Below are 26,629 nucleotides of genomic sequence, written 5' to 3'. Positions count from 1 at the left end.
TTTCGATCTACTGAGTGTGCATTGTCACCGCTGTCGGTGCTGGACGGACATGCTCCGGTTCGTAACGAGCAAAGATTCGCCGGTAGTGCGGTGATGTGCGCAGCAGATCCTCGTGGGTGCCCGTGGCCACTAACCGCCCGCCATCGAGCACCAGGATCTGGTCGGCCCACCGGATCTGCGCCAAGCGGTGCGTGATCAGCAACACCGTGCGCCCTTGCTGCGCCTGCCGGATCGCGCGCTGAATCTCGTCTTCGGTGGCGCTATCGATTGCGCTGGTGCTATCGTCAAGAATAAGAATACGCGGGTTAGCGAGAAAGGCACGCGCCAGTGCAATCCGCTGCCGCTGCCCACCCGACAGGGTCACGCCTCGTTCGCCAATGACCGTCTGGTAGCCGTGCGGCATACGGCTGATGAAGTCGTGGGCTTGCGCCGCACGCGCTGCTGCCTCGATCTGTTTAGGGGTCGCACCAGGAGCGCCAAAAGCGATATTCTCGCCAATTGTGCGTGAGAAGAGGAAGATATCCTGCTCGATCTTGCCGATTTGTGAACGGAGCACATCGAGATTCCAGTCACGCACATCTACTCCATCGATGAGCACCCGTCCACTAGTCGCATCGTAGGTGCGATTAACCAACTGGGTTAACGCACTCTTCCCGCTACCGGTCTGCCCGACGATTGCCACCGTCTGACCGGCGGCAATGCGGAACGAGATGTCGCGCAGCACTTGGTGCGGTTTTTCGCTGGGATTCGCGGTGAAACTGAAGCTCACATTCTCAAACACAATCTCACCACGCATCGGTGCGCGATAGCCCTTCGGATTTTCGTCAAGATCGGTCTCGGCATTGATGATCGAGAGAATACGGCGCGCACCGGCCAATCCGGCTTGAAAGACCGAGAAGGCGAAGAGCGAGATGAAGGTCGGGAATCGCAAGACATTCATCAACCCGATCACCGCCACGACTTGCCCCAACCCGATGTCACCGGTGCTATAGAGCCACAGGGCATGGAAGAACTCCGCACCTAGTGCAATCCCAAACAGCAAGAGCGGCAAATAGCGCGCCTCGATGTCACCTTGCTGCACAAACAGATCGCGGAATCGTTGCGCGTTACGCAAATACTTCGAGCGTTCGAGCGCTTCGCGCGCGCTGGCCTTCACCACCTCGATCCCGCTGATCGTCTCTTCCAGCCCGGCGTTCATCACCCCATACTGCTCGCGCTGGCGCTGGATCACCGGCATCAGCCGGCGCAGATACCAGCGTGCGGTGATGATATAGCCCGCCACAAAGATCAGCGGCACGATGATCAGGCGCGGTTCGGTGAAAAAGATGAAGGTCAGCGGTACGACGATGCCCAACACCGTCTCGGAGATCAGAGTCGCGCCGGGAACGATCATATTCGCTACCAGATTAGTGTCGTCGGTGGCGCGGGCCATCAAATCGCCGGTCCGCTGACGGTCGTGAAATGCCTTACTCTTCGCCAACAGACTCTCGTAAAACTCTTGCCGTACATCGGCTTCGACCCGCGCTGCCACATTTTCGGCCGATAAACTGCCGATCAACGCCGTCACACTATCCGTCACCATCACTGCCAATACTGCCAGTGCCAGCCCGGTTAAGGCCGCGTAATCGGGCGGTCTGCTCAGCACATCGGCGATATGCCCGATCAATGCCTGTGCCCCCGAATAAGCGGCCCATGCGGTGATGAAGCAGAGGTAGAAGCCCAGTACAAATGGCCAGTAACGCGCAACGTGTGAGAGCAGCCAACGCGCCACGCTTCGCCGGTCATAGGTGTGGGCTGAGGTAACCGTAAATTCACTGCGTTGCACGATTAAGTCTCCTTCCGTTTCATCGTAGCGCAGAGGTAGCTGCTGTTAAGGGATGAGGGCACTCCGTCCATACCTGGCTAGTCGTGAACATCGCCATCTGGAGCGACACAACACCATCTTGCAGACGTAGAACATTGTTGCGAGTATAGCTAATTGGTTGCAGCTTGCGATCGGTCGCAAGGTGTAACCTTTTTCCTATGTTCACCGTATAGATGACGTGCTACAATGCGATCGTATTCACGAAGCGGGGGAGAATCTATAGAATGGCTGCGCGGTTGATCGCTGTCAGTGGCTCGCGAGCCGGACACTCATTTCAACTCAGTGATACCCCGGTTACGATTGGTCGGTCGCCGGATAATAGCATCGTAATCGCGAGCCAGCTTGCTTCGCGCCGGCATGCCGAAATTCGGCGTGAGGGCGGAGTATATGTGCTGGTTGATCTAGGCAGCTCAAACGGGACGTTGCTGAACGGCAAACCGATACAGCGGCAGATTCTCCGAACCGGTGATACCTTTGCGATTGGCGATGAGGTCTTTCGGTTTGAAGAGCTGCCCGCTGCAACGATTGAACCGACGGTTCCGCTTGCCCCGACACCACCCCCGCCGGCAAGTTGGAGTACGCCATCCCCACCCGCGACACCACCTGCGGCAGGTGGGGGCACCCCACCGGCGCCAACCGGCGGTGACGTTCGTATCCCCGCTACTCCGCCTGCTGCTGCCCCACCGTTTTCACCGCAAGCACGCCGTTTCCCCGTCTGGCTGATACTCACCGGTCTGTTTACCTGCATCATCCTGGCTGCTGCCGTAGCCGGCGGCGTGTGGTTTGTGAACCGAGTTGGTACTGATGGTGGGGGTGTAGTTAGCTCCGGTGGTGGTGCGAATACTACCGGTGGTGAGAGTGTGAACGAATCTGGTTCACCCGTACCGATACCGGAGATCATACCAACCCGTGAACTACCACCCAATGCAGCCGATTGGACGGTGTTGGTGTATCTCGATGGTGATAACAATCTAGAGGCGGATGCGATTGAGGATTTTCTCGAAATGGCCCGAGTTGGATCGACTGAGCGTGTGCATATCGTCGTCGAGTTCGACCGCATCCGCTCGCCAGAGTTTTGGGACGACGAACGATATGGCAATTGGGAAGGAACGCTACGCTTTCGGGTTGCAGCGGGGATAAAACCAACCCGTGCGAATGCGATCACCGATCTCGGTGAGCGCAACATGGGTGACCCGGCGACCCTCACCGACTTTCTAGTTTGGGGAATTGAGACGTACCCGGCCCAACGGTATGCAATCATCTTGTGGGATCACGGCGCCTCGTGGCTAGGTATTGCCAGTGATGATACCGATAACGATGCGCTCAATCTGCCGGAGATCGGCTCGGCTTTCGAGACTGCGCTCAGGCGAACGCGGATCGGTGGCTTTGAATTGATCGGGTTTGATGCCTGTCTGATGGCCCAGATCGATGTTTTGCATACGGTTGCGCCTTACGGGCGGGTAGCCGTTGCCTCCGCCGAACTCGAACCGAACACTGGTTGGGCGTGGGATGCGTGGCTGGCGCAGCTGGTCAATAATCCGGCCCAGGACGGCTATGCAATAGCGCCGGTCATCGTTCAGACGTATATGGATTCGTTTAGCGCCGGCAGTGCTGACGAAGTCACGCTATCGGCTTTTGATCTGAGCCGGACCAATGAGCTGATCAACCGTCTCGACGCCTTTGCACAAGCGTTACAACGTGACGTGCAACAGAGCTACACGGCCATCGGGCAAGCACGTTCGTTTGTGAATGTCTATGCACCCTCTTACGCCGAAGAGTTTAACGCTATCGATCTCCCGCACTTTTTAGCATTGTTACCGCAGCAAGGGGCGAGCGGGGCGGTGCGTGAACAGGCCAATGAATTATTGCAGTTGATCGAGGAGGCTCGGCTTGCCAACGGTGTCGGCGCGTATCATCGCGAAAGTGGTGGCTTGTCGATCTACTTCCCCCAGCTCGCCGAGCTGTACGCGGAAGCCTACGAACGTATTTCGCCGACGCCACGGGTAACGGCGTGGGATGATTTCTTGGCTGCGTACTATCAGGTGGGGAGTACGGTTGTTCAGCGCCCAACCATTCGCGCTCTCCTGCTCAATCGTGAGGTAGTCAGCGTCAATGCACCGGTAAGCCTCACCGGTACGGTAGCCGGCAGTGATATTGCGTATGTCTTCCAGTTTATCGGTATTCCCAACGAACGCCGAGATACGGTCGATTTAATCTTGGTTGATTTTGTCTACCCACCCGGCACAACGCCCGGTAATCCAGTACCAGACTGGAGCGATGGTGAGTTTAGTCTGCGTTTAAATTGGGACGCAACCAATTGGTATTTGAGCAACGGCACCGATTCGATTGAGGTCTTACTTGGCCCGATTAAGTACGGTGTCGAGTTCTACGGCGTCGAAGGGGTGTATACATCTGCTGCGACCGGTGAACAGATCAATGCCGGTCTTATTTTTTCCATCCAAGGCAATGAAGCACAGTTGGTGCGGATTTGGGGTTTCCCCCGTCTTGCCGGTAAGCAGGAACCGCAGCCCTTCGAGCTGACGCCACGGGCCGGCGATACGTTCACCGCATACTACCGTTCATATACCGATACCGGTAGTGGGTTAGAGGCCAAGCGTTTTGAAGGGCAAACGATCACCTTTGGTGAGACGCCGCTAAAAGCCGTTCGTGGTCCAACACTGAGCGGTGATTATGTGATGGGTTTTCTCGTGCGCGACATTGCCGGAAATTATCACTACGATTACGTTGATATATCAGTAGATAACACTAACGTCCCAACCACACCGACCGGTGCCGTCTTGCCATCGTCAAACACCCCACCGCCCGGTTTTCAATGCTACGAAAGCTCGCTCGGTTTTGCTATCGATCATCCCGAAACGTGGCGCGCATTTGATACCGGTAATGATCGTATAATCTTCTCCGATCGAGCTATTGACGATGGCGTGTATGTGGTTGTCGATGTGTATAAGTCGGTTGCCGATGATCCAACGGTGGCAACCCGCCTCTTGATGGAAGAGTTAAAGCAGTTGGTAAGGCAGAATGGCGAACTGCGTGATGACGTAAGCGATGTTAAGGTCGCCGGCTTTGATGGCTTAAAGATCGAATATGTCTACCAGACGAGTCAAGGGAGCACAAGCTATGTAGTAGCAATTGTCGTCACAAGCCCAAATACGCAATGGTCGTATCTACTACTCTTTGAAGCTCCGGAAACGAGTTTCGATAGTCAGCTAACCTTGTTCAATACGATGCTGAGCAGCCTCGTGATCGGGTAGTGCTTGCGCTACGCAGTGGGGAAGGAATGAGCCGTGGGGGGTAATCAACGTGAAGTGGGTGAGCGACCGGCAGTCCAGCTCATCCCAGACATTGCTCAGCTCAAATCATGTCTGCGGATGGGAGTAGCGGGCGGATATACGCCAGCGGCACTTATCCAACTGGCGCAGACGTTGAGTTATGCAACGCTTTCTGAGGGTGGGTCAGTGCTCGTTGCTGGCTCAGCCGGCGGTCATTGGGCCGATCTGGCCCTACAGGGCGTGGCGTTGCCGATTCAACGCAGTAATGTGGCGACTCAAGGTGTAGGAGTGGCGCTGGTTGGCGTAGGACCGCGCTACGGTTATGCCTTGGTCGCTATTCCGATGGAGTCGTTGGAACACGAAGCTGATCTGCAATTGCATGATGCCCATTGGAGCTGCGCTCCTGAAGATCTGTTGGCCCTAAGCGAGCAGCTCGAAAACTCCATCCCGATACTGCAACGCGCTGCATTGCAGCGTTTGCAGCCGCTGCCTAGCCATTTGCTCTTGCAGATCGCGCATCAGGCGCTCGATTTTGCTGCTCGCCAACACGTGACCTTGGCACTCGCCAATCGCGTGCTCACCGAACGGCTGCGCAATCATGAAGATCAGACCCGGATGATTGTGCATGATATGCGCGCGCCGTTGCATACACTTCTGATCAGTCTCAAGGCCTTGCAGCGTCAAGGCTTTGATGCCAGCGCGCGCGATGAATTGATTGAAGTGGCGCGCGAGAGCGCCAATTATCTGCTCAGTTTGACCGAGACGGTACTCGATTCGGCCCGGCTCGAGACGAGCAGTTGGTCGTTGCAGTTGCAGCCGACTAATCTCGTTATGTTGATCAAGACCGTGTGTGATCCGTTTCGCCAGTTGGCCCATCCTGATCAGCCACATGTGTGGGTGGAATTACCATCAGAGTTACCGCTGATCCTACTCGATCAGCACTTGATCGAACGGGTGATCACGAATCTGGTCTCGAATGCGGTGAAGTTTACGCCGTCAGACGGTGAAGTGGTCGTGTCTGCTCGCCTGACCAACGATGGCCATAGCGTTGAGTTGCGGGTCAGCGATACCGGTGTGGGTATTCCGCGCGAGGCGCAAGATCGGATCTTCGATCGCTTCTATCAAGCCCGCGAGAATGATCGTCGCTGGGGTACCGGCTTGGGTCTCTATTTTTGCCGGCTCGCAGTTGAGGCGCACGGCGGCAGTATTTTGCTTGAGAGCGAAGTGGGGCGGGGCAGTACGTTCATTGTGCAACTGCCAGTGAGCTAGGCTTCGCAAACATTGCACAAATGATGGAGTGTGGCAGTCCCACTGCCGCACGTAAGTCACTCGCCGCCTTACCGGTGGGGTAGGCTTCGCAAACATTGCACAAATGCATAGGGTGCGGCAGTTCTCCTGCCGTATTTAACATCACTCTCTCCTTTACCGGTGAGTTAGGCTTCGCAAACGTCACGCTACAGTATGGACGATGGGTGCGACAGTCCCATTGTCGCAAGGTAAGTCACTCGCCCTCTCGCCGGTGGAGTAGGCTTCGCAAACGTTGCCGATGTTATGGAGTGTGGCAGTCTCATTGTCGCACTCTGTCATCATCCCGTCGCCGCAATCGTTGTCACGAGCGTGTTGGCTGCGCCGGCGGCCCGCAACGCGCCAGCGATCGTCGCCGCATGTTCCGGCGTGGTCAACGCCAACATCACGCCACCCCAACCGGCACCGGCCAGTTTGGCGCCTAATGCACCCGCCGCCCGCGCTGCGTCGGTTAGGCGGTTGAGTTCGGGTGAAGAGACACCAATCTCGCACAAGAGAGCGTGGTTGGCATCGAGTAATGGCCCTAATGCTGCGACATCGCCTTGCGCGAGCACCGTTCGTGCGGCTGTCACTATTTCACCTACTTGATCGAACAGTGCTTCATAACGCTCTGGCTCGGCTTGCCAACGTTCACGCACGGCACCAACCGGTAATCGCGTCGGACTACGCACACCACTGTCGCCGATCACCAGTGTTAACGGTGTACCAATGGTCACCGGTTCGATCAGGGGTGGTAAAGATGGACGGCGTTGAAACCAGATCGGCTGCTCAAAAGCGACCACTGTATTATCGATCCCACTCGGCGTCCCGTGGTAACCACGTTCGCTCTCGTACACCAGCTCAGCGATGGTCGCGGTGGGTACCGTGTGTCCGCCAACTGCAAGCAGCTCACGCACAATCGCCGTCGCAATCGCAGCTCCGCTTCCCATCCCACTGGCAATCGGGATCGCCGAATGGATGGTAATTTCAATGTCCGTTGGAATGTGAAACTGCTCAACGATCTTTAGTACTAACGCGCTGAGAGGTTCGTTGGGACATTCGGTGACCCGCCACTGTCCACCTAAGTCGGGCGCTCTGATGATCGGGCCACTCCCCGCCGGCGCCGGCGTCACCGTTGCCGTTGCGCGCAGATCGGTCAACGGCAAGGCAATCGCCGGTCTCCCGTAGACAACCGCGTGTTCGCCACAGAGGATCAGTTTTGCCGGTGCCGTTGCCATAGCCTAACTGCGGATGGTTGCGCCTAGTTCGCGTTCAAGATTACCGATAATCTTCTTGCGAATCTTGGCTAACGTCTCGTCGAGGAGGGTGCGGTCAGATGCGCGGAAGACGAGGTGATACGTCAGACTACGCTTACCCTCCCCTACCTGTGGCCCGCTATAGCGGTCGAACAGGTTTAAGCTCTCAAGATACTCACCGGCGCTGCGTTGGATGACGGCGCGGATCTGAGCTTCGCTCACCGTTTCATCGGCCACAATTGACAGATCTTGCACACTGGCCGGGAAGCGTGAAATGGCTCGATAGGTCGCTTGTCCGGCGTGAGCGATGAGTGTTTCGAGATCGATCTCGGCGAGCAGCACACGTGGTACGTTCACTTCGAGGCGGGCGCGCACCTGCGGATGCGCTTCACCGAGTACGCCAACCGGCTGCTGATCGACCGGGCGTCCCCGGCTATCGCGTTTATGTACCAACATGAGCACCGCTGATCGTCCGGGATGGAAACGTTCATCATCGGTCAGTGGTGCAAAGGTCAGTTGATCACTCAATCCCAGCCGTTCGCCGAGCAGTTCGACGATACCCTTCAAATCGTAGAAATCGAGCCAGTCGCGGTCGGTGCTCAACCAACTTTCGGGCTGACGTGGGCCGGCGAGGGCTATTGCCAGACGGCGCGGTTCATCGGGGAGCCACCGATCATCCTTGCCCGGTTCGGCTGGGGGCAGGTAGACGCGCCCAATCTCAAAGACCAGCGATCGCTCGCGTTCACGTAAGTTGAGCGCTAACGCTGCTGCGAGCGACGGGAGGAGCGAGCGTCGCATATATACATGTTCTGGTGTACCAGGATTGCTGATCTTGAGATACCGTTCGGGCACCGCTTCAGAGGGTTGAACGCGGGCGACCAGTGCCATGTCGATCAAGGAGTAGGTGATCAACTCGGTCAGTCCGGCCCCAACCATCAAGTCACGCACCTGATCTTCGAGTTCAATGGCTTTCACCGTCATCGGTGGGGGTAATTCGTCGGCTAGGCGCGTTGAGGGGATGCGATCATAGCCATAGACACGCGCTAATTCTTCGCACAGATCGGCGACCATGGTAACATCTTGGCGGAAAGAGGGCACTTCTACCCGCACCACCGGTTCGGCAGCTAAGATCGCAAAATCGCCGACCGTCGACCCACCTTGGATCGAGCAGGTAAAACCGAGCCGACCCAAAATCTCAGCAATCGAGTGAGCATCGAGATGAATACCGAGCAACCGGTGAACCTCCGATGACAGCAGTTCGATCGTTACCGGCTGCCACGGACGAGAATAGACATCGATAAAATCGGCAGCAATCGTCGCTCCGGCATACAGTCGCATCAACTCCAAACAGCGGCGCAGAGCAATCGGTGGCAGTGCGTAATCAACCCCGCGCTCAAACCGGCGCGACGCCTCGCTCGGCAATTTCAGGCTGCGTGCCGTGCGCCGAATCTGCACCGGTTCCCAAATGGCCGCCTCGAGCAACACATTTGTCGTCGCATTGCTGACTTCCGAATTGGCCCCTCCCATCACACCGGCTATCGCCAACGGCCCGGTTGCATCGCATACCAACAGTGGCGGATGCGACAAGCCGCTTTCAGGGCTGGGGGTCAAATCCCGATCGCGGTCATCGAGGGTCGTGAGACGTTCACCCGGTTGGGCCAGTCGCACGATCAGATGACGGTCGGCGACACGGTCGGCATCGAAGGTGTGGGTCGGCTGTCCCCACTCAAGCATCACATAGTTGGAAATATCAACGATATTGTTAATCGGGCGCATCCCGGCGTTGATCAGCCGGCGTTGCATCCAGAACGGTGATGGACCGATCTTCACCCCTTCGGCCAGCCCCACCATAAAGCGTGGGCAGAGGTCAGGTTCGTGGACTGTCACCTTGGCGCGTCCGATGATCGACGGTCCCTCGGCAACGACTTGTGGATCGGGCAGCTTGAGCGGCGCACCGGTCAGGGCAGCGACTTCGCGGGCTACACCGACAATCGAGAGGCAGCGGGCAAAATTCGGGGTGAGATCGATCTCAAGGATCACCTCACCCAAATAATCACGTAACGGCATCCCTACCGGTGCATCGTCAGGCAAGATCAAAATGCCTTCGTGATCCTCACTAAGCCCTAGCTCCTTCTCAGAACAGAGCATCGCATCGCTCATCACGCCACGCACCGGGCGACCCTTCAATTTTGTAATCACCCATCCCTCGGCGTGACCATCGTACAACTGCGCACCTTCACGGGCGAAGGCTGCCTTGAGCGGATGCGGCAGGCGACCCTGATCGCGGTAAGGGAAGAGATTCGGTGCACCGGTGACGACCGTATGTGGCTGGGCGGCGCCGTAATCAACATCGGCTAACACGAGCCGGTCGGCGTTGGGGTGCGAGCGCACTTCTAGCACATTCGCCACGACAATCAATTCGGGATCCCAGGGCAGCGGCGACCCCTCAACACCAATGCGGTGGATCTGCGCAACTTCCATACCACCAAAGGTGAGGCGACGGGCCAATTCCTCGACCGGCAGATCAATCGCAACAAATTCACGCAACCACGACAGTGGAACTCGCATACGACTTCCTCAGCAAAGCAATCCGGCTGCTGCGATTGTAACGAGCGACTTGATGACTGTCAAATAGGTACGGCATTGTGTCTTAGATCGGGCATGTTACAATAGGCTATGGAATTCGCGTTCATGACATTTTGATAGTATGACCCAATCAAACACCAATGAGCTACCGCCGACAGCATCGGCAACGTCCACGTCCCGATCGCGTAGTTGTTTCAGTCGATTCCTCAGTTTTTTCGGTTGGCTGATGACGCTGATCCTGGCTGTGGGATTGGCACTCGCAGCCGGTGCCGGACTCCTCTATCTGTCGGGGCTTGATCTCTCGACGCCACAACAACTTCGGCAAGCGAGCAGTGATGTACAGCAACTCCAAGCGATAGCTACCGCGCACGCTGAAACATTCGTCAGTTTGCAAACGGCGCAGGCGCAAACCAATCTTGAGCTAAACAATGCGCGTGAGCGGATTGACGAGCTTGAGCAACAAACCGAGCGATTAGCGGCTTTTGCGACTGCGCAGGTCGGGCAAGCAGCCACGGCGGTAGCGCTAGGACGTGCCTTGCAGACCGCGGTTGCAGAGACGGTTGCGTTGCAAGATCGGTTGCGTGAAGGGCAAGTGTTGGTCGCGGTTGTAGCAACTGTGCAGGCCGAACAGCAAGCGCGTATTCGCGAGGTGGAACGTCGCAGCGAGCGGTTGACCCGTTTTCTCGACCGACTAAGCAATATTGCCGGCGATACGGTTGATGACGTAGGGTTGCCAACTCTGACACCGGTTCTCACCCCAACTGCAACAGCCTTCACACCAACCCCAAGCCCGACGGGTTCACCGGTAGCAACGCCTACACCATAACAGGAATTGGTTCGGTGATAGGCAATGGCAAAGAGTAGTGAGACTTCTCACGCGCTCTTTGTCAACTCCGCCCCCGTCCACGAAAATAGCCGACTCGGAACGCAAGTGCAGCGACGACCGTCACCAATAGTAGAATAATGAGACATTCGGTGATACCAATGGTACTCATGAAGGTACTCGCATGTTATCTAGACGGTAGTTCCGCCGTGGCATCAGTATACTCCAAGCTCTTGCGTTGCCGTGCTACAATAATTGCATTATGGAGCGGCTTTTGGCGTTACACAGTCGGTTGCAACTGACGATCTCTGTGGTGATCGTGGTCGGTTTACTTTGGGCGTTAGTGGTAGCTTGGCGTAACCGTGGTGGGATGCAACCGCTCAGTGGGATTCTGCAATTACTCATTCTTGCCCAGTCTGCGATTGGGATTCCGTTGCTTTGGAATACCGATTTGGTTGTAATGGCATTACACCTCATCTATGGTGTGGTTGCGGTGGCACTTATCCCGGCTACGGCGTTTGCGGTGCGTGATCGGCAGCCGAGGGTGGTGGGGTTGGCCTATACCGGTATCTTGGTGATGCTCTTCATCGTGGTGGCCCGCTTATTCGAGACCGGAAGGTAGAGGGTGCATGTCTGACCACTTCGATGTCATCATTGTTGGTGATACCGCTGCCGAGGCAGCACTCGCTGCGCTGCTTGCTCGTGATGGTCGCGCTGTGCTGCTCGTGAGTGCCGGGACGACGCGGCCACAGGTGTGCTGGCGCGGTATGCAGTACGATGCCTTCCCTCCACAGTGGGCCGGTCTGAATGACGGGCCATACGCTCGTATTGCCGCGCATGTAGGGGTTTATCTCCCTGTTGTCCGTCGTGAGCCGGCATGGCGGGTGCATCTACCTGCGCGCACTATTGATGTGCCGAGCGATATAGGACAGTGGCGACGGACGCGCCGGGCACTCTTTCCGGCGCAGACCGATGCGGCAAGTCGCTTTTGGCAGGCCCAAGAGACCGCAGCAATGGCTGCGTTACGGTTGGCCGAGCGGTTTGATCCGCTCGCTCAAATTCAGGTGCTGCGTCAGCGACGAATCACGGTGGCCGATATGCTGCGGCGCTATGGGTTGGTCGACCCGGCGTTACGTCATTTCATCGATACCATGCTCATGGCCTATGGTCTGCCGGTCTGTGACCATTGCGCATGGTCGGCCGGTAGTGTTGCGTTGCTGCCACCGGCAGAAACGTTAGTCGGTAATGCTGCGACATTGTCCTGGCTGTTCGGTGATGCGTTGATACGCGCCGGTGGTGAATGGCGACGGCATCAACGTGCAGTGACATTGCTCACGACGCCAACCCGAGTTGTGGGTATTGGTTTGACCGGTGGTGAAAAGGTAACAGCGCGGGTGGTTGTGCTTGGCGTTGCTGCGTGGCAATTAGCTCATCATCGTCATAACGCGCTGCCGGCATGGGCTACGAGCTACGTTGCACTTGATAATGCGCAGGTACCGGAATGTCTCCCATTGTGTCAGATTGTAGCCGTTGGGGGTACGCCGGTATTAATCAGCGTATCACCGACCGATGATCAAGCGGCTTGTCGTACTCTCACCGTTGCGATGCGGTTATCCGCCGCCGAATCGGCTCAGTTACGTTCCGCCTCTCGCCATAAACGCGGTCAATTCCGCACTCAGCTTGCTAATGTCTTACAAAAAGCGATTGCTAAGGTGCTACCCCAGGTCGCAACGACTCTGCCGGACATTGAGGTTGTTGCGCCGTTGCCCGATCCGGTAGTGCCGCGTGCTCGACCTCCGGCAGCACAGGCTGGCTTGTGGCTGTTGCGTCCGCCGGCGTGGTTACCACCCGGCTATGATAATGGCAGTGGCGTATTACGCCTCTACCGACAGTTGCGTGGCTTAATAGGGTAAAACGTGGCTTGTTATAATAGGGTTACTATTTGGCTTAATGTGTGTGGCATCTAACCACCCCCAGCACTGTGAGGAACAATTCATGGACGATGTAGTCATCGTGAGTGCGGTGCGTACACCGATCGGACGCTTCAATGGCGCCTATAGTGGTTTGAGCGCGATTGATCTCGGTGCTGCTGCCGTACAGGCGGCAGTGCAACGTGCCGGTATCGATCCGGCCATGATCGATGAATGTATTATGGGATGCGTTGTCACTGCTGGGTTGGGTCAATCACCGGCACGACAGGCGGCCTTACGCGCCGGTTTACCGGAAACGGTCGGTGGTTTGACCATTAACAAGGTATGCGGAAGTGGCCTAAAGGCGGTAATGGTAGGGACTGCGCTGATCAAAGCCGGTGAGGCAGAGGTATTGGTTGCCGGTGGTATGGAACATATGAGTGGAGGTCCTTACCTGTTACCCCAAGCGCGGCACGGGTACCGACTCGGTCATGGTCAGATTATCGACGCAGTTGTTCACGATGGGTTATGGTGCGCATTCGAGAATCACCATATGGGCGCGGCTGCGGAATGGATTGCGCGCACATTTCACGTTACCCGTGAACAGCAAGACAACTACGCATTGCAATCGCACCAGCGTGCGATTGCCGCGCAAGATAGTGGGGCGTTTAACGAAGAGATTATCCCCGTGAAGGTAGCAGGGCCGAAGGGGCAAATTAATGTAGTGACGGTTGACGAAGGGCCACGGCGCGATACCTCATTAGCTGCGTTGGCGAAACTTAAACCGGCATTCGTTGCCGATGGCACGGTAACGGCGGGAAACGCGCCTGGTATCACCGATGGTGCTGCCGCGGTTGTCTTGATGCGGGCCGGTCGTGCTGCCCAGCTAGGCTTACAACCGTTGGCCCGTATTGGAATTGCGGCACAGGCTGCCGTGAAGCCGCTCGAAGTCTTTACGGCACCCGCTTTTGCAATTGAACAGTTGATGAAACGCGCCGGGCGTACCTTTGACGATTACGATCTATTTGAGATTAATGAGGCCTTTGCAGCTCAGGTGATTGCCAATCTGCGCGCTCTGTCGCTCGATGCCGATCGGGTTAATGTGCATGGTGGTGCGATTGCGCTTGGGCATCCGATCGGTGCTAGTGGGACGCGAGTATTGGTAACACTCATCTCGGCATTGCGGCAACGTGGTGGTAAGCGAGGTATTGCCGCGCTCTGCCTTGGTGGTGGTGAAGCGGTTGCGTTAGAGGTCGAAGTCATGTAATCGGTGTTGGCGGTTAGTCGGTACGACACCGGCATACCGCCAACATGGTCAAATCATCGGCAGGTTGCGGTTGGCCGGTATATATCATCACTGCCTGCTGGATGACATCGAGGCGAAAGGCTTGATTGTGGGCTGTAGCGATGGCGCTGAGCAGTCGTTCCTCTCCAAACAACTCGCCATTGCGTGTGCGGGCCTCGGTGACGCCGTCGGTGTAGGCAAAAAGGATGTCTCCTGCACGCAATGTGGTTGTCTCGATGGTGAAACAGGCATCTGCGATCCAACCGACGGCTGGCCCTGTGGTGGTGAGGTACGAAACGCTACCATCTGCTCTGATAATGAGCGGTTCTGGATGACCGGCGTTTACATACTGTGCAAGTCCACTTTTAGGCTCAAACATAATACAGAAGATGGTCGAGAAGGTGCGGCTGGCGCGATGGTGACGGGCAATATACTCATTGGTCATTGCAACCGCACGTAGCGGATCGGTACCATTGGCCGCAGCTTGCTCGATAAAGGCACGTAAAAGTGAACGGGTCAGTGCCATAAACAATGCTGCGCCGACCCCTTTATCACACACATCCCCCACAAAACAGACTAACCGCTGATCAGGCAAGAGAAAAGCATCGTAGAAATCACCGGCCACATCCCGCGCCGGCACAAACGCAGCCGTAATTTCCCAACCGGTCAGTTGTGGTAAGCTGGTGGGCAAAAAGTCTGCCTGTGTCCGCCGACCCAACTCTAGTTCGTAGCGAATAGCGTTGAGATACGCTTGTTCGCTATCGCGTAGTCTTTTTCGTTCGAGGCAGGCGTTAATTTTCGCGTACAGCAATGTTTGGTTGAATGGCTTGGTTAAATAATCTTCAGCGCCTGCCTCGATACAACGTACTACATCGTCGATTTCATTAATTACCGAAATCACGATCACCGGAATGTGGTGGGTCTGGGGAGTATGCTTGAGCTGATCGAGCACAGTGAATCCGTCCATTTCCGGCATCATCAGATCGAGCAGAATGACATCGAAGAGTTCACGTTGAGCATATTCCAACCCTTGCCGACCATGAGCAGCAGTAACAGTGCTGTGCCCACGCCGTTCAAGCTGGCGGGCCAACAAAGAGCGATTGTATTCACTATCATCGATGATGAGGATCCGGCCGGTTAGTTGATCTGCCATAGGTATGGTTTGGAAAGCGGTTACGCTGATTGAGCATCATCATACCATGGCACTGGATTTTTATTGACAGACGGTTTGGCGATAGGCGGTTTCCGCAATAAGGGCGAGGTTATCCCAATGGAGGCGATGGGCCGCCGCGAGAGCGGCGGTACGGAGTTTGGCTCGTGCCGTTGCATCGTCAAGCAGATTAATGACGGCTGCCGCTAGTGCGTTCGGATTGCCGGGTGGCACAAGAATACCGGCATCTGGAGCAAGATAGTCACGTGCCGTACCTACATCACTGGCGACAATCGGTAAACCGGCAGCAAGTATTTCAACCAATTTGGCCATTCCGCGAGCACGGTTGATTAATGTATCGCGGATGGGTGCTAGCGCCACATCGGCTTCGGCGAGTAACGATGGGATAGCGGTTGGTTCTTGCCAGCCGCGATAATCGACCATTGTGAGCCATCCCTCGGCTGCCGCTTGCGCTAACAGACGCTGCTCTTCACCGCGTTCACCTTTGCCGATCAACAACAGACGAGCTGTCGGTCGAGCCTGGTGAATCGTTGCCAGCACCGTTGCCACCTCGGCCACATCGAGTTCCCAGAAGCGGGTATAGAGCACAATGGTTGGTCGTTCGGTTGGTCGCGGCGGGAGTAGTTCGTTCGGGACTGCACCATTAGGTAGGTAGAAAACGCGCTGTGGTGGCACGCCCATTGCCCACACCAGTGTTTCGAGCGTGTGGGAAACAACCGTAACTGCATCGGCGCGGCGCGGCAAATCGCGCTCTTGCCACGCGAAGAGCAATTTAGCCGGTTGTGGATACGGCAGGAGATCATTCCAGCCACCTGGCCCCTCCCAGTCGTCGCAATCGACAACGAGTGGAACCCGACCACGTGCCAACACTGCCAGGCCGCCAAAACCTTTTGGTTTGAATAGATGAATCACATCAGGACGAAGCCGGCGTGTCTGCTGCCATAGCGCCATCGTATGCCAAAGCGCTGCCGGTAGCCCACGCAGCGGTGGTGTGGCCGTGTGGATAACGATCACTCCATCGTAGGAGCGGTGTGTTCCGCCATCGGTGGGGTTATGTACCGGCGGGGCCACAATGGTCACGGCATGGCCCCGTCTGTGCAGTGCCTGTGCCAACGGCAACATGCGGGCCAAGAGCGTACCCTTCGGCCTGATCCCGAAGGGCGCAATCATCACGATTCGCATTAGCGGCCGGCGCGAATAATATCCAACATCTCCTCAACGCGCGTAACCTTGACCCGTGGGCGACCTTGGGCGGCACCTTGTGCCGTCTCGTACTCGTTCAGTCGTTGCCAATCGGCGTAGCTCACGAAATCAACACCACGCTCGCGCAAGAGATCGGCAATATCATTATGTTGTGGCGCACCGGGCAACGTTGGCAGATCGGCCAGCATACTGTTCACGGTCTCTACGGCGTCGGGCTTATTCGTGCCGATCACTCCCGACGGGCCGCGCTTGATCCACCCAACCACATACTCACCGGGGATCGGCTCGCCATTTGGTCCATTGAGAACACGTCCATTACGGTTGGGAATGGTGCCGCTTGCTTCGTCGAATGGCACATCGGGCAGAGGGACACCACGATAACCAACTGAACGGAGGATCATACCGCAGCTAATCTCTTCGGTCACACCGGTACCGCGTGGGCGCAGACTTCCGTCGGCGGCCTGTACCAGCCGGTTGCGTTCGATGGTCACTCCGGTAACACGGCCATCAGCACCGTGGATTGCAATGGGTGAAACGAGGAAGCGCATGACAATTCGCCGTGGTGCGCCGGTACTACCACGTGCAGCATATTCGCGGAGCAGCTCAACATTCCTCGCCGCTGTCTTATCGTTGGCCATTGCGGCCTCACTCAGCGGATCAAGCTCAAGATCGGCCGGATCAATAATGACGTCAACGCCTTTGAGTTCACCGAACTCCTTCAACTCAGGATTTGTGAAGGCTGCCTGCACTGGCCCACGCCGACCCAGCATCACCACTTCGCGAACTTTGCTCTGGCGCAGAGCAGCGAGTGCATAGTCGGCAATATCGGTTTTTGCCAGCTCATCAGGATCGCTGACTAAGATGCGGGTGACATCCATTGCCACGTTTCCATTGCCAACTACCACTACCCGCTCAACGTTCAAATCTACTTCGAGGTCACGGTAATCAGGACGGCCGTTGTACCAACCGACGAAGGCGGTTGCCGGCATACTACCAAAGAGATCCTCACCCGGGATGCCCATTCGTCGATCTGATTGTGCGCCAACGGCGTAGACGATCTGATCATAGCGTGCGCGGAGATCGGCGTGGGTAATATCAACGCCGAAGGTGACGTTGCCGAAGTAGCGTACACTGGGGTGGGCTGCGAGTTTGTCGTAGATACGTGTGACCGCCTTAATCGACTGATGATCAGGAGCAACTCCCTCACGTACCAGTCCATAGGGTGTGGGGAAGCGATTAAAAATATCGATCTGGCAGACGAGATCTTTTTGCTTTAGTAAAGCCTCAACAGTGTAGAAACCGGCCGGACCGGCGCCAATAATAGCGACGCGCAGCGGGCGTTGGGCGCTTCCCAAAGTTTCACTCACGGCGCACTCCTTTGTCGTCTGGTTACCGATTGAGCCATTTGTGATATACAGCACAGATCGGGTTGCAATGTACCATGTCTATTACGTCATGTCAAACGTCTTGTGATGGCAGTTCGAATTCTCTTGTGTAGAACATCATGAAGCCAAGATTGAGCGGCAATTGGCCTGCGATGGTTGGCGAAGTAGCCGGTGGGTTGGTGAGACTGGCTATTTTCAGTGATAGGTTTGTTGTGGACAATTATAGAAGAACAGAATAATAATTATGCTTGTTACCGATATTATCTTGCTTAGGTCGATGCAGGCTTGTTGTGTGCATGCAAAGGGTGTAACGCAAAGGCGCAGAGAGTGTAAAGGGTGTAACGCAAAGGCGCAGAGAGTGTAAAGGGTGTAACGCAAAGGCGCAGAGAGTGTAAAGGGTGTAACGCAAAGGCGCAGAGAGTGCAAAGGGTGTAACGCAAAGGGTGGGGATATATAGCTGGGGGAGTGGTTGCTATCGGTTAGTTGGTGGTGTAATCCTAGAGAGGAAAATTGCTGGTTGCCTCTCCTTTTGCAATTGGGTTGCAGTGCATATATACAGGGATAGGGTTTAATTTGTATATGTACAAATGTTTTGCTTTTCATTTTAGTTCATCGTTCATACCTACGTCCAAAGTCCATTTGTGTATGCGCAGGTCATTCACTCTTCCCCTGCCAACTGCACCATCACCGGCTCATCATCGCCACTTACCAGCAACGCCCGTCCCGGTGGTTGCTCAAACGTGCGCTGGTCGGTGAGTGGCAGGTTTAAACCCAGCAATCGCGTGCCGGTGTCATAGCGGCCCGGCCAGAGTATAATGCCATTACGAGCACTGTCGAGTGCTCGGAGCAGCGGATCATCGGCATAACTTATCGTGGCAGCAATTAAAAGGTGGAACGGTTCGTCACCGGTTTGCGCCAGCTCTACCAGTTGGTTGAATACATTGGGGGTTGGACTATAACTCTGCGTGAAGTGATCTCGCCATCGCTCGCGGCAGAGATGATAATCATCAATAATGATCAAATATCGTTCGGTTGGATGATGACGTAACTCGGTTAGTTCGACGCTAAAAGCGATGAGACCGGCTTCATCAGCGATATAACGCACTGTTTGTGGTACGGTGCGCAATTGACTGAGACTGCGCCGTGGCCCATCGATAATGATCATGCGCACGGTTGCTTCCGTTTGAACTTCGTGGGCCACGGTAAGCAGCGTGCTACTCTTACCACTTCGGCGTGGCCCGATAATAAGTGCGTGGGGTGTTGCTGAGCCGAGGTGTAGGAAGGCCGGACCAGGTGGTTCTGCCGACCAGCCACAAGGTATGATCAGACCGACGTCACCTCGTCTGACTGTCGGTAATTGTTTACGTGACAATCGCTCGGGGAGGATTGCTAGCGGTGGCGGTCCGCTACAAGCCGATGCAAGACCGTTCATTGCTGCTACCTGCGTTCGAATTGCATGGGTGATTTCGCGACTATCACTACTGTCGCCCCACTCTTCTGGTAATCCAACTTGTAGTTCTAGCAACCCCTCATCGTTGTGCAGCCAATAACCCCGTCCTGGTGTTAATGGGGGTAGTTGGGTTGCCGGTCGAATCCCAAAAACGTCGGTGTAATCGTTGAGTTCAGGCATCCGCAACGCTACCCGCTGCTCGAATTGGGCGGCCAAGCGGTATGGCAGGTCTGATGCTCGCTCAGCACTGATGATGATGTGTAATCCAAGGTCGCGTCCATGACGGGCAAGCCGTACCAACTCCACCAGATCACTTTCTCCATAGGTGTCACGCAGCTCATCGCGCACTGCTGCTATGCGGTCGATGGCGAGGAGCAATGGTGGTCCCGGTGATTGCCCGGCAGCAACCCGTGTTCTCCGCTCGCGTAGATGGTTGTCGAGTTGACGGAAGAGTGCGAGCAATGCTTCTCGCTCGAATGGGCGCACAAGTGCTCCGACATGCGGCAGACCGGTGAGTGCATTGAGCAAGCGACCATCGCCATCGATCAGGTAGCACCAGAGAGCGTCGGGTGGTAATCGAGAGGCTAGATCAAGCACGATCCGGGTCAGAGCGACGCTTTTACCACTTGCCGGCCCACCAAAAATGACAAGATGACCGGCTTTCAGATCGATAAGTAGTGGTGTTTGTCGGGTTTGTTGGGGAATATCGAGTAATCCAATCGCGACTTGTAGGCCACTGGCCGGTGCGATTGTCGTCAAACGCGCTGGTAAGGGTGGTTGCCAAATCGGTGATGGTTTCCAGTTCAGCGCATTGAGATACACTTGACCGGCATTACACAATTGTCGTGTGACCGTCTCGAGATCACTCTGACCATTAGCTTGTGTCGTGAGCCGAGCAACCTGGACCAGTCGTGCTTCGCTGCCACTCCGCATATAGGCGCGGCCCGGTAATTGTGGTGGTAAAAAAGCCGCATCAGGTCGTTGTAGCATTTCACGACTGTCTTCACTGCTCCCAAGACGCAGCGCTATGAAGTAGCTCAATTGACTACGGATTTCATCACTTACGACGCGCGCCGGTTGTTGGGTTGCAATCAGTAAATGGACGCCTAGTGAGCGGCCTTGCTTTACGACGCGGACGAGAGCACTGACAAAATCGGGACAACTGCGGGCCATTTCGTCGAATTCGTCAAGTATAATCAGCAAATTAGGCAATGGTTCTAGCGTATATTTGTCGGCTAAGGCTCGATAATCGGCGATATTTTCAACATGCACACCGTAGGATTCGGTGACGGTGCGTAACATCGTTTTGCGTCGTCGCAATTCGCTCGTGATAGCTGCAATTGCACGGGTTGCCATCCTGCCGTCAAGATCGGTGATAAAGCCGGTGGTATGCGGCCAAGGAGCGAAGGGTGCAAGCGCAGCGCCACCTTTAAAATCGATAAGTAGTAAGTTCAACCGATCTGGACCGTGGGTTACAGCAAGGGCAGTGATAATACTCTGTAGCAAGACACTTTTCCCTGCACCGGTGGTGCCGGCAATAATCCCATGGGGGCCGTGTTGTTGTTCATTAAGATTGAGGTGTAATGGCTTTCCATCACCAACCGATCCAATAGGAACGTCGGCACACCAGGCATTGGTCGGTAATTCTTGCCAGCGTGTAGGAACAGGATGGTTAGCGCTGAAATACTCTGCCAGCAAATCGAGCAATCGCACGTGGCGCGGTAGATTTTGTCCAACGCCGACCTCGTTGAGACGTATTGTCGCCAGACGACGGGCTAGCTGTTCGATCCCACTGCGATCTAACCGATCGGGCTGGAAGGGGGTTGCAGGCCATGCTTCGCCGGCTCGTGTCCATCGTCCTATCCGTTGATCGACTTCTACCATTGCTGCACAGTGCTCTGGCATATTGGCCCAATCGTCAGTCAGGACGACAACTATGATGCCGTATGCTCCACCGTCACGCAGCAATTGACCGAGAGCAGTATGTACGGTAACTAACCCTGCACCATCGACGATAATCAAGATAGGTAAAGAGTTAGCCGACGCCAGTTCACGTCGTCGGCTCAATTCATCGAGTAAGAGGGTCAGGAGACGTTCGATGGCTGCCGGCTCTGTCGCTGCCAATACCCGTCCGGTTGCAGTTTCGTCGGCGAGTTGGGTGTGGGGTAGGCGTACTATCCATTGCCAGTCGGGAGCAGCAGGGGGTGTTGCAATCAGAGCGATCCGCAGTTCAGAGGGAGCATGCAGAGTTGCTGCCTGTGCTAGTAGGGCATAGGCCAAACCTAAAACAGCAGAGCGTGGTCCGGCAATGCCTAATGAACCGAGCTGACGTAACGGCAGGCAGATCGGTACGTGCTGGAGATGGGCATATTCGGCGAGCAGGTGATCGATCCGACGGTCGGCCGGTGTACCTGGTGGAATCACAGCTCGGCTAGCCGCAGGTAACATTCCGCTACCCAATCGCAACTCTAGCGCGTCATCATCGTGTAGGCGTCGTTCCCATAAGCGTGGTTCAGGTGTGCGAAGACGTTCGCCCGCACCGGCGATCTGTAATAGCTCGACCGGATCAGGTGCAAGATAGCGTCGGGCGGCTCGCTCTGCTTCGTGTAGTCGGCGGAGACGGGAGCGCGCGGCTGCGAGGCGATCACTGAATAGCGCCTCTTGTTCGGTGTGTGCTTGGGTGTTACGCCGTGCCGACTCTCGCTCGTGGAAGATCGTGACGCTGCCACTCAATAACGCCAACACTAATGCCGGCAGCGACATAAGCCACGAGCCGTGACCAAACCAAGCACCGGCACTAAACATGAGCGCAGCAATCACCGGCAACAATGCCTGTAACCAGATCGTGGTCGTTCTGGACGGCGGTGGGGTTGGTGGGGTTGGTAGTTCCACCGTCTCGGCGTGCCAACGCGGTCGTAAGCGTGGTGGCCGATTAAAATGACTGTAGTTGTCCGGCATTGTTCGCTACCTGCTAACGTTGTTGTTGTGCGAGACGCTCTTGTTCGGCACGAATGTGATTGATCCGATCTTGTTCAGCGCGGGCGCGATCACTGGCCTGCGCGATAGCATTTGCCACCTGTAAGCATCGTTCACGTAACCGGATGGACGCGGTCTGCATAGTCGCATAGCGTGCTAGCCATTCTTGTTGGCGCGGTCCTTCCCAGCTACCGAGCAATTCGGTAGTTGCTCGTGCGCGGCGGTTTGCTGCCGAGTCTATTTCACCGGCTAACCGGCGTAATGCCCCAATCGCATCGTTAGCGGCTCCCCAATCCCAATACACGTCGTGCGGCCCTGACATTGTGGTTGCCTCCTCTTAAGCCGAAAGTGGAGGTGCTTCCGGCCACTCAATCTCAACGGCGGGTGGTTCGGATAGGATCGGGATCGGTAGTAGCTCGAACTTCATCGGATCGATGGTAAATGGCATCGTTTGTACCTCGTCGGGTAGACGGGTATAGTCGAATGTTTCGTAGGCGCTATGCGCAACGCTAGGTTGATCGATAGTTTGATTGTTTAAGGTATACACGTTATCGCGATACCGCAAATCGTCATGTCCGGCGCCAACCGCTTTTGCCAACGCATCGTCGCTATCAACATAGTGACGGACTGTGACGGCTTGAGCATTGATTGAGGAAGGTACGTCACTCCATTCACCTGCCGGACGAACGGCACCTAAGGTAGTAACGCTGGCTAATCGGATGTTGCGTTGCGCCAATGCGGTCTGTACCTGCGGATCGTTACTTAGCAGGATGCACATGCCACCGCCCATACTGTGCCCGGTAAGGTGAAGGGTACTACCTTCCGGCAGGTTCTCAATCACGTAGAGAATCCGGCTACGTACTGTCTGGTAGTAGGCATTTTCTGCGACGTACTCTTTGCCCTCAGCAGTGTTAATGACCGAAACAAGGCCGTTCGTGCCATACGCCATATTGTCCAGGTTAAGACCACTGATTCCAACAACATATTCTGTTTCGCCGACCCGAGCAGCGCGCACCTCCTCGCCGAGGTACGGACTGATCAGGCTGTGGGCATTGGCCTGCAATGCAGCCGGCGTGATCTGATAGGGCTGAGTGGGATCAAGATTACACTCAAGCGGTGGAAAAACGGCTGTTGCCGAGACGTGACCATCTGGTTCGGCGTCTGGACCGGTTGTTGAGCGAGTCAATGGACCGAGTGATAAATTCATCCGGGCAGCATAATTAAGCTGCTCGAGCCGAATAGCGAGTTCGCGAATTTTATCCGGGGGTAGGTTCTCAAAAGCATTGATCCAAAGATCGTTTTCGAGTATTGCCAGTACCTCAACTGGATTAGAAACAGGTAGGCTTGGTCGCAGGCGATCAAGCTGTCCACTAGCTAACATTGCGAGTAAGGGAGAGGAAAGGATTAGCGTGGTTGCTAACGCACTGTATGGCCCCAGCCTCCATTTGAGAGGCTGCCAATGCTGGGCGAAGCTGGTCACGATAGGCAATATCGTGTACAACTGTTGGTATTGCCCCACAATACTCGCACGCCGTTGAATCTGCTCAGCGAGATGTGAGAGAGACGGAGGTAAGTTTGTGACCAACCCCAAATCGGCGATAGATACAGCGAAATGTCCCAACGAGCTGAAGGGGAGCGGCATAAACCGCGTCAACCACGCGATAGTGTGAAGCGGAGGCAGCCCTAATGTGGTAATGACCTCCAAGTGACCTATCGTGCGCCAGATGTAATAGCGATAGGGTACCGCGGCAAACGTATCCCAATGGTGTTGCCAGGCTAAGAGTGACGGATAATACAACAGTGCTTGCCGGTGAAGCTGTTGTCCAAATGCGCCAAACAAATGTCGTATGGTCGTTCCGGTCAGTACCGACCAAGAGCGTGACAAATGCAAGGTTGGTTCAATCACTCTGCTGAACCACCCTGAAGTTGTCAGGGACGTGCGAAGTTGTGGTTGCCAACGTGTCGGAGAGCGTAGCTCCCAGATAACACGCAATGCCATCCTCGCACCGAGATCGAACGCCGTCCAGGCAAGTCGATGAGGTGACAGCATTGGTTGACGGCTATTGCCAACGATGATAGTTAGACCGTTACTCAGGGTCCTGACGTGCAAAACACCTTGATCTGCCGCCTCTAATCGGTCAGCCGTCGTGCGCACCCAAGCTGCCAGATCACCGATCGAGCGATAGTGTGCAAACAACTCGTCGGTCAATCCATGCACTGCGGGAACACTGTATTCACGGCAACGAGACTGAAACCGATTAAGTATCGTTGAGAGATGGCCGGTTATTGCTTGCAAATGGTCGAGATCGGTAGTGACAACCGTAGCAAACCGGCGTAAATGCTCTGGAATAGCAGCGACGGTATTCATGCGGCCTCGCAGATCCAAGCCCCAAACTCATCTACCCGTGAACGTAAACCCTTGACGCCAACCGGCCACAGTGCCATGAGATCGGCATGCTCAGGTGCCGGGGCAGCCCACCAACCACCGTAACGTCCGGCGATAACCAAAGCACCGCGCGCTTCAGGCTGAGGTTGTCGCATATGCCGGATCGCGGCTAGAGCGTAGCGCGAGGGTTTTGGGCCGATAGTCTCAACCAACTTCTGGGCTATCGCCAATGAACTACCGTATTTCTGTAACGCCCACACGGCCATTTGGAGGTCGTTGTGATGCAGCGCATTAAACGCGGTCAACACCGCTTCACCATTCAAGAGCACAGGTGTTTCATTGTCCGGTTCGCGGAAGTTCGCCGGTGCGAGCAGATCAAGCATTGTGTCGGTCACTTGCTTTGCATCGCTGATTGCCTGAAAACGGTGTACATCTGGTAAAGGACTGCTGTGGAGAACGAAGCGCTGACCAAACCGACTAATATGACCAAGGCGCGTGGGTGGACCGCTGGCGACGATAAGTAGACTGTCGGCGAGTGCTACTGTGCGCAGGAGCGTGGCAAGCTCAGGGTGGGGTAACGGTGGCTCCCCAGATTCTGGTGATAAGGTCAACAAATCACGTGCAGCGAGACTACTCATTGCGGTATTCAACATGCCTTCGAGCAGTGGACGTTCGGGCAGAGTACCTTGTCCGAGCGAAAAGGGGCGTGGCAACTCGAGTAACCCGAGCAACAACAACAACTCTGCGTGATTGATTTGGAATATCGATGTCATCCGTCTTCCTCCATATCAAATACTTGAACAGAAGCCGGCAGAACGAAACCTGCCGGCTTCAGCTTGTGTTTATTGACCACCGGCCTGCATAATGTTTTGGTTAATCTGAGCGACTTGCCGGCGCAACTCTTCAAGTGAACCCTGAATAGCCAACAACTTCTGATGCGTCTCAGCCCAATGCGATCGGAACTGAGCGGCAAGGCGTCCATCCCAGTTGTTAGGATCTGAAAGAACCTGCCCTTCACGGTTCAGATCGCTAATTTGCTGCAGCAGTGGCCCTTGTACAATCCGTTGAAACCGTTCTACCGCTTCTCGTGCAGTTGCCGTCGAGAGTACCCGGTCACTCATTGTCAACCTCCTTTCGATAGGACGAAGAACACCTGGCATATATAAAACCGTTGCAACATGCAAAAAGACTCGCGAAAATTGTCGGCAATCTTCGAGACGACCGGTGATTGACCTCGATGGTTAAGATCGCGTTGTAATGAGACAAAACGTGATCGGAGGTATGCGCTTGACAAATCGGGAGGGATTCGCTATACTACGCAGCGTTGCAAGGGCAACGGTCTCACCACCGAGCGGCGGTAGACCTGACAACTCGCCAGGCGCGCAGTCGCCGACTAGGGTCACACATCCGTGGCGCTAGTTTTTTCATCCCTTGCACCCCGCACCTTGACAAGCAAGCGTGGTGAACCAACGCGCACGTAGTCCATCTATGTAGAGTTTGATCCTGGCTCAGGACGAACGCTGGCGGCGTGCCTAATGCATGCAAGTCGAACGCAGCGGCCGTGTGCCGGCTGCGTGGCGAACGGCTGAGGAACACGTGGGTGACCACCCCCGGAGTGGGGGATACCCCGTCGAAAGACGGGACAATCCCGCATACGCTCTACGGAGGAAAGCCGCAACGGCGCTCCGGGACGGGCCTGCGGCCCATCAGGTAGTTGGTGTGGTAACGGCGCACCAAGCCAGTGACGGGTACCCGGTCTG

Annotated in this window: 17 protein-coding genes and 1 rRNA gene; 7 read left to right on the top strand and 11 right to left on the bottom strand. The window is 55.7% G+C overall.

All coding sequences use genetic code 11. The features are described from left to right. Positions 1 to 7: 7 nt before the first annotated feature. Positions 8 to 1,825: an ABC transporter ATP-binding protein gene (locus ACP5OT_RS09760; protein WP_428132002.1), complete on the bottom strand. Its 1,818-nt coding sequence runs from the start codon at positions 1,823 to 1,825 to the stop codon at positions 8 to 10. A gap of 263 nt (positions 1,826 to 2,088) precedes the next feature. Here ACP5OT_RS09760 and ACP5OT_RS09755 point away from each other — a divergent pair, with 263 nt between their 5' ends. Beyond that, positions 2,089 to 5,136 carry a clostripain-related cysteine peptidase gene (locus tag ACP5OT_RS09755; RefSeq protein WP_428132000.1) on the top strand — a complete coding sequence of 1,016 codons (3,048 nt, stop codon included), beginning with the start codon at positions 2,089 to 2,091 and terminating at the stop codon, positions 5,134 to 5,136. Between the two features lie 33 nt (positions 5,137 to 5,169). Then, positions 5,170 to 6,423, top strand: coding sequence for a sensor histidine kinase (locus ACP5OT_RS09750; protein WP_424677440.1), 1,254 nt, complete (start codon positions 5,170 to 5,172; stop codon positions 6,421 to 6,423). Positions 6,424 to 6,740: 317 nt separating this feature from the next. Here the strand turns inward: ACP5OT_RS09750 and mvk are convergent, their stop codons facing one another. Together mvk and pheT are read right to left on the bottom strand one after the other, a co-directional pair. Next, the gene (gene mvk, locus ACP5OT_RS09745) at positions 6,741 to 7,676 is read right to left on the bottom strand and encodes a mevalonate kinase (protein WP_424677439.1); all 936 of its coding nucleotides are present in this window, start codon (positions 7,674 to 7,676) and stop codon (positions 6,741 to 6,743) included. Between the two features lie 3 nt (positions 7,677 to 7,679). Continuing rightward, entirely contained in the window at positions 7,680 to 10,262 is a 2,583-nt protein-coding gene (pheT, locus tag ACP5OT_RS09740; protein WP_428112929.1) for a phenylalanine--tRNA ligase subunit beta, read from the bottom strand. 244 nt (positions 10,263 to 10,506) lie between these two features. On the opposite strand from pheT, the gene ACP5OT_RS09735 reads away from it, so the two are divergent. The 4 genes from ACP5OT_RS09735 (at position 10,507) to ACP5OT_RS09720 (ending at position 14,280) form a co-directional block, all read left to right on the top strand. After that, entirely contained in the window at positions 10,507 to 11,106 is a 600-nt protein-coding gene (locus ACP5OT_RS09735; RefSeq protein ID WP_424677450.1) for a hypothetical protein, read from the top strand. 259 nt (positions 11,107 to 11,365) lie between these two features. Continuing rightward, a complete protein-coding gene (locus ACP5OT_RS09730) occupies positions 11,366 to 11,725 on the top strand; it encodes a hypothetical protein (RefSeq protein ID WP_424677449.1) in 360 nt (119 codons plus the stop codon). Between the two features lie 7 nt (positions 11,726 to 11,732). After that, a complete protein-coding gene (locus ACP5OT_RS09725; RefSeq protein WP_428131998.1) occupies positions 11,733 to 13,016 on the top strand; it encodes a hypothetical protein in 1,284 nt (427 codons plus the stop codon). An 82-nt stretch (positions 13,017 to 13,098) separates the two neighbouring features. Continuing rightward, entirely contained in the window at positions 13,099 to 14,280 is a 1,182-nt protein-coding gene (locus tag ACP5OT_RS09720) for a thiolase family protein (protein ID WP_424677447.1), read from the top strand. A 13-nt stretch (positions 14,281 to 14,293) separates the two neighbouring features. On the opposite strand, the gene ACP5OT_RS09715 is transcribed toward ACP5OT_RS09720, so the two are convergent. The 8 genes from ACP5OT_RS09715 to ACP5OT_RS09680 form a co-directional block, all read right to left on the bottom strand. Then, positions 14,294 to 15,451 carry a PP2C family protein-serine/threonine phosphatase gene (locus ACP5OT_RS09715; protein WP_428131995.1) on the bottom strand — a complete coding sequence of 386 codons (1,158 nt, stop codon included), beginning with the start codon at positions 15,449 to 15,451 and terminating at the stop codon, positions 14,294 to 14,296. 60 nt (positions 15,452 to 15,511) lie between these two features. Beyond that, positions 15,512 to 16,639, bottom strand: coding sequence for a glycosyltransferase family 4 protein (locus ACP5OT_RS09710; protein ID WP_424677445.1), 1,128 nt, complete (start codon positions 16,637 to 16,639; stop codon positions 15,512 to 15,514). Between the two features lie 11 nt (positions 16,640 to 16,650). Next, on the bottom strand, positions 16,651 to 18,039 hold the full coding sequence (locus tag ACP5OT_RS09705) for an FAD-dependent oxidoreductase (RefSeq protein ID WP_428131993.1): 1,389 nt from the start codon (positions 18,037 to 18,039) through the stop codon (positions 16,651 to 16,653). 676 nt (positions 18,040 to 18,715) lie between these two features. Continuing rightward, complete coding sequence (locus tag ACP5OT_RS09700; RefSeq protein WP_428112924.1) at positions 18,716 to 22,465, bottom strand: FtsK/SpoIIIE domain-containing protein; 3,750 nt, start codon at positions 22,463 to 22,465, stop codon at positions 18,716 to 18,718. A gap of 13 nt (positions 22,466 to 22,478) precedes the next feature. Further along, positions 22,479 to 22,805 carry a hypothetical protein gene (locus ACP5OT_RS09695; RefSeq protein WP_428112922.1) on the bottom strand — a complete coding sequence of 109 codons (327 nt, stop codon included), beginning with the start codon at positions 22,803 to 22,805 and terminating at the stop codon, positions 22,479 to 22,481. Positions 22,806 to 22,820: 15 nt separating this feature from the next. Further along, the gene (locus ACP5OT_RS09690; RefSeq protein ID WP_428112921.1) at positions 22,821 to 24,869 is read right to left on the bottom strand and encodes a hypothetical protein; all 2,049 of its coding nucleotides are present in this window, start codon (positions 24,867 to 24,869) and stop codon (positions 22,821 to 22,823) included. Further along, entirely contained in the window at positions 24,848 to 25,642 is a 795-nt protein-coding gene (locus tag ACP5OT_RS09685; protein WP_428112919.1) for a hypothetical protein, read from the bottom strand. The genes ACP5OT_RS09690 and ACP5OT_RS09685 overlap by 22 nt, the downstream gene beginning before the upstream one ends. A gap of 69 nt (positions 25,643 to 25,711) precedes the next feature. After that, the gene (locus tag ACP5OT_RS09680; RefSeq protein ID WP_015941204.1) at positions 25,712 to 25,990 is read right to left on the bottom strand and encodes a hypothetical protein; all 279 of its coding nucleotides are present in this window, start codon (positions 25,988 to 25,990) and stop codon (positions 25,712 to 25,714) included. A 364-nt stretch (positions 25,991 to 26,354) separates the two neighbouring features. Here ACP5OT_RS09680 and ACP5OT_RS09675 point away from each other — a divergent pair. After that, positions 26,355 to 26,629, top strand: a 16S ribosomal RNA gene (locus tag ACP5OT_RS09675); the annotation flags it as partial.

The sequence above is a fragment of the Chloroflexus sp. genome (assembly GCF_049970315.1).
Classification (GTDB): domain Bacteria; phylum Chloroflexota; class Chloroflexia; order Chloroflexales; family Chloroflexaceae; genus Chloroflexus.
Note: the sequence above shows the minus strand (reverse complement) of the source record. Positions and strands in the feature narration are given on the sequence as shown.

Excerpts from the sequence above, each read along its gene's own strand:
- ACP5OT_RS09710 (WP_424677445.1), bottom strand. The coding sequence starts at position 16,639 with ATGATTGCGCCCTTCGGGATCAGGCCGAAGGGTACGCTCTTGGCCCGC.
- ACP5OT_RS09685 (WP_428112919.1), bottom strand. The coding sequence starts at position 25,642 with ATGACATCGATATTCCAAATCAATCACGCAGAGTTGTTGTTGTTGCTC.
- mvk (WP_424677439.1), bottom strand. The coding sequence starts at position 7,676 with ATGGCAACGGCACCGGCAAAACTGATCCTCTGTGGCGAACACGCGGTT.
- pheT (WP_428112929.1), bottom strand. The coding sequence starts at position 10,262 with ATGCGAGTTCCACTGTCGTGGTTGCGTGAATTTGTTGCGATTGATCTG.
- ACP5OT_RS09715 (WP_428131995.1), bottom strand. The coding sequence starts at position 15,451 with ATGGCAGATCAACTAACCGGCCGGATCCTCATCATCGATGATAGTGAA.
- ACP5OT_RS09695 (WP_428112922.1), bottom strand. The coding sequence starts at position 22,805 with ATGTCAGGGCCGCACGACGTGTATTGGGATTGGGGAGCCGCTAACGAT.
- ACP5OT_RS09680 (WP_015941204.1), bottom strand. The coding sequence starts at position 25,990 with ATGAGTGACCGGGTACTCTCGACGGCAACTGCACGAGAAGCGGTAGAA.
- ACP5OT_RS09755 (WP_428132000.1), top strand. The coding sequence starts at position 2,089 with ATGGCTGCGCGGTTGATCGCTGTCAGTGGCTCGCGAGCCGGACACTCA.
- ACP5OT_RS09720 (WP_424677447.1), top strand. The coding sequence starts at position 13,099 with ATGGACGATGTAGTCATCGTGAGTGCGGTGCGTACACCGATCGGACGC.
- ACP5OT_RS09725 (WP_428131998.1), top strand. The coding sequence starts at position 11,733 with ATGTCTGACCACTTCGATGTCATCATTGTTGGTGATACCGCTGCCGAG.
- ACP5OT_RS09730 (WP_424677449.1), top strand. The coding sequence starts at position 11,366 with ATGGAGCGGCTTTTGGCGTTACACAGTCGGTTGCAACTGACGATCTCT.
- ACP5OT_RS09700 (WP_428112924.1), bottom strand. The coding sequence starts at position 22,465 with ATGCCGGACAACTACAGTCATTTTAATCGGCCACCACGCTTACGACCG.
- ACP5OT_RS09735 (WP_424677450.1), top strand. The coding sequence starts at position 10,507 with ATGACGCTGATCCTGGCTGTGGGATTGGCACTCGCAGCCGGTGCCGGA.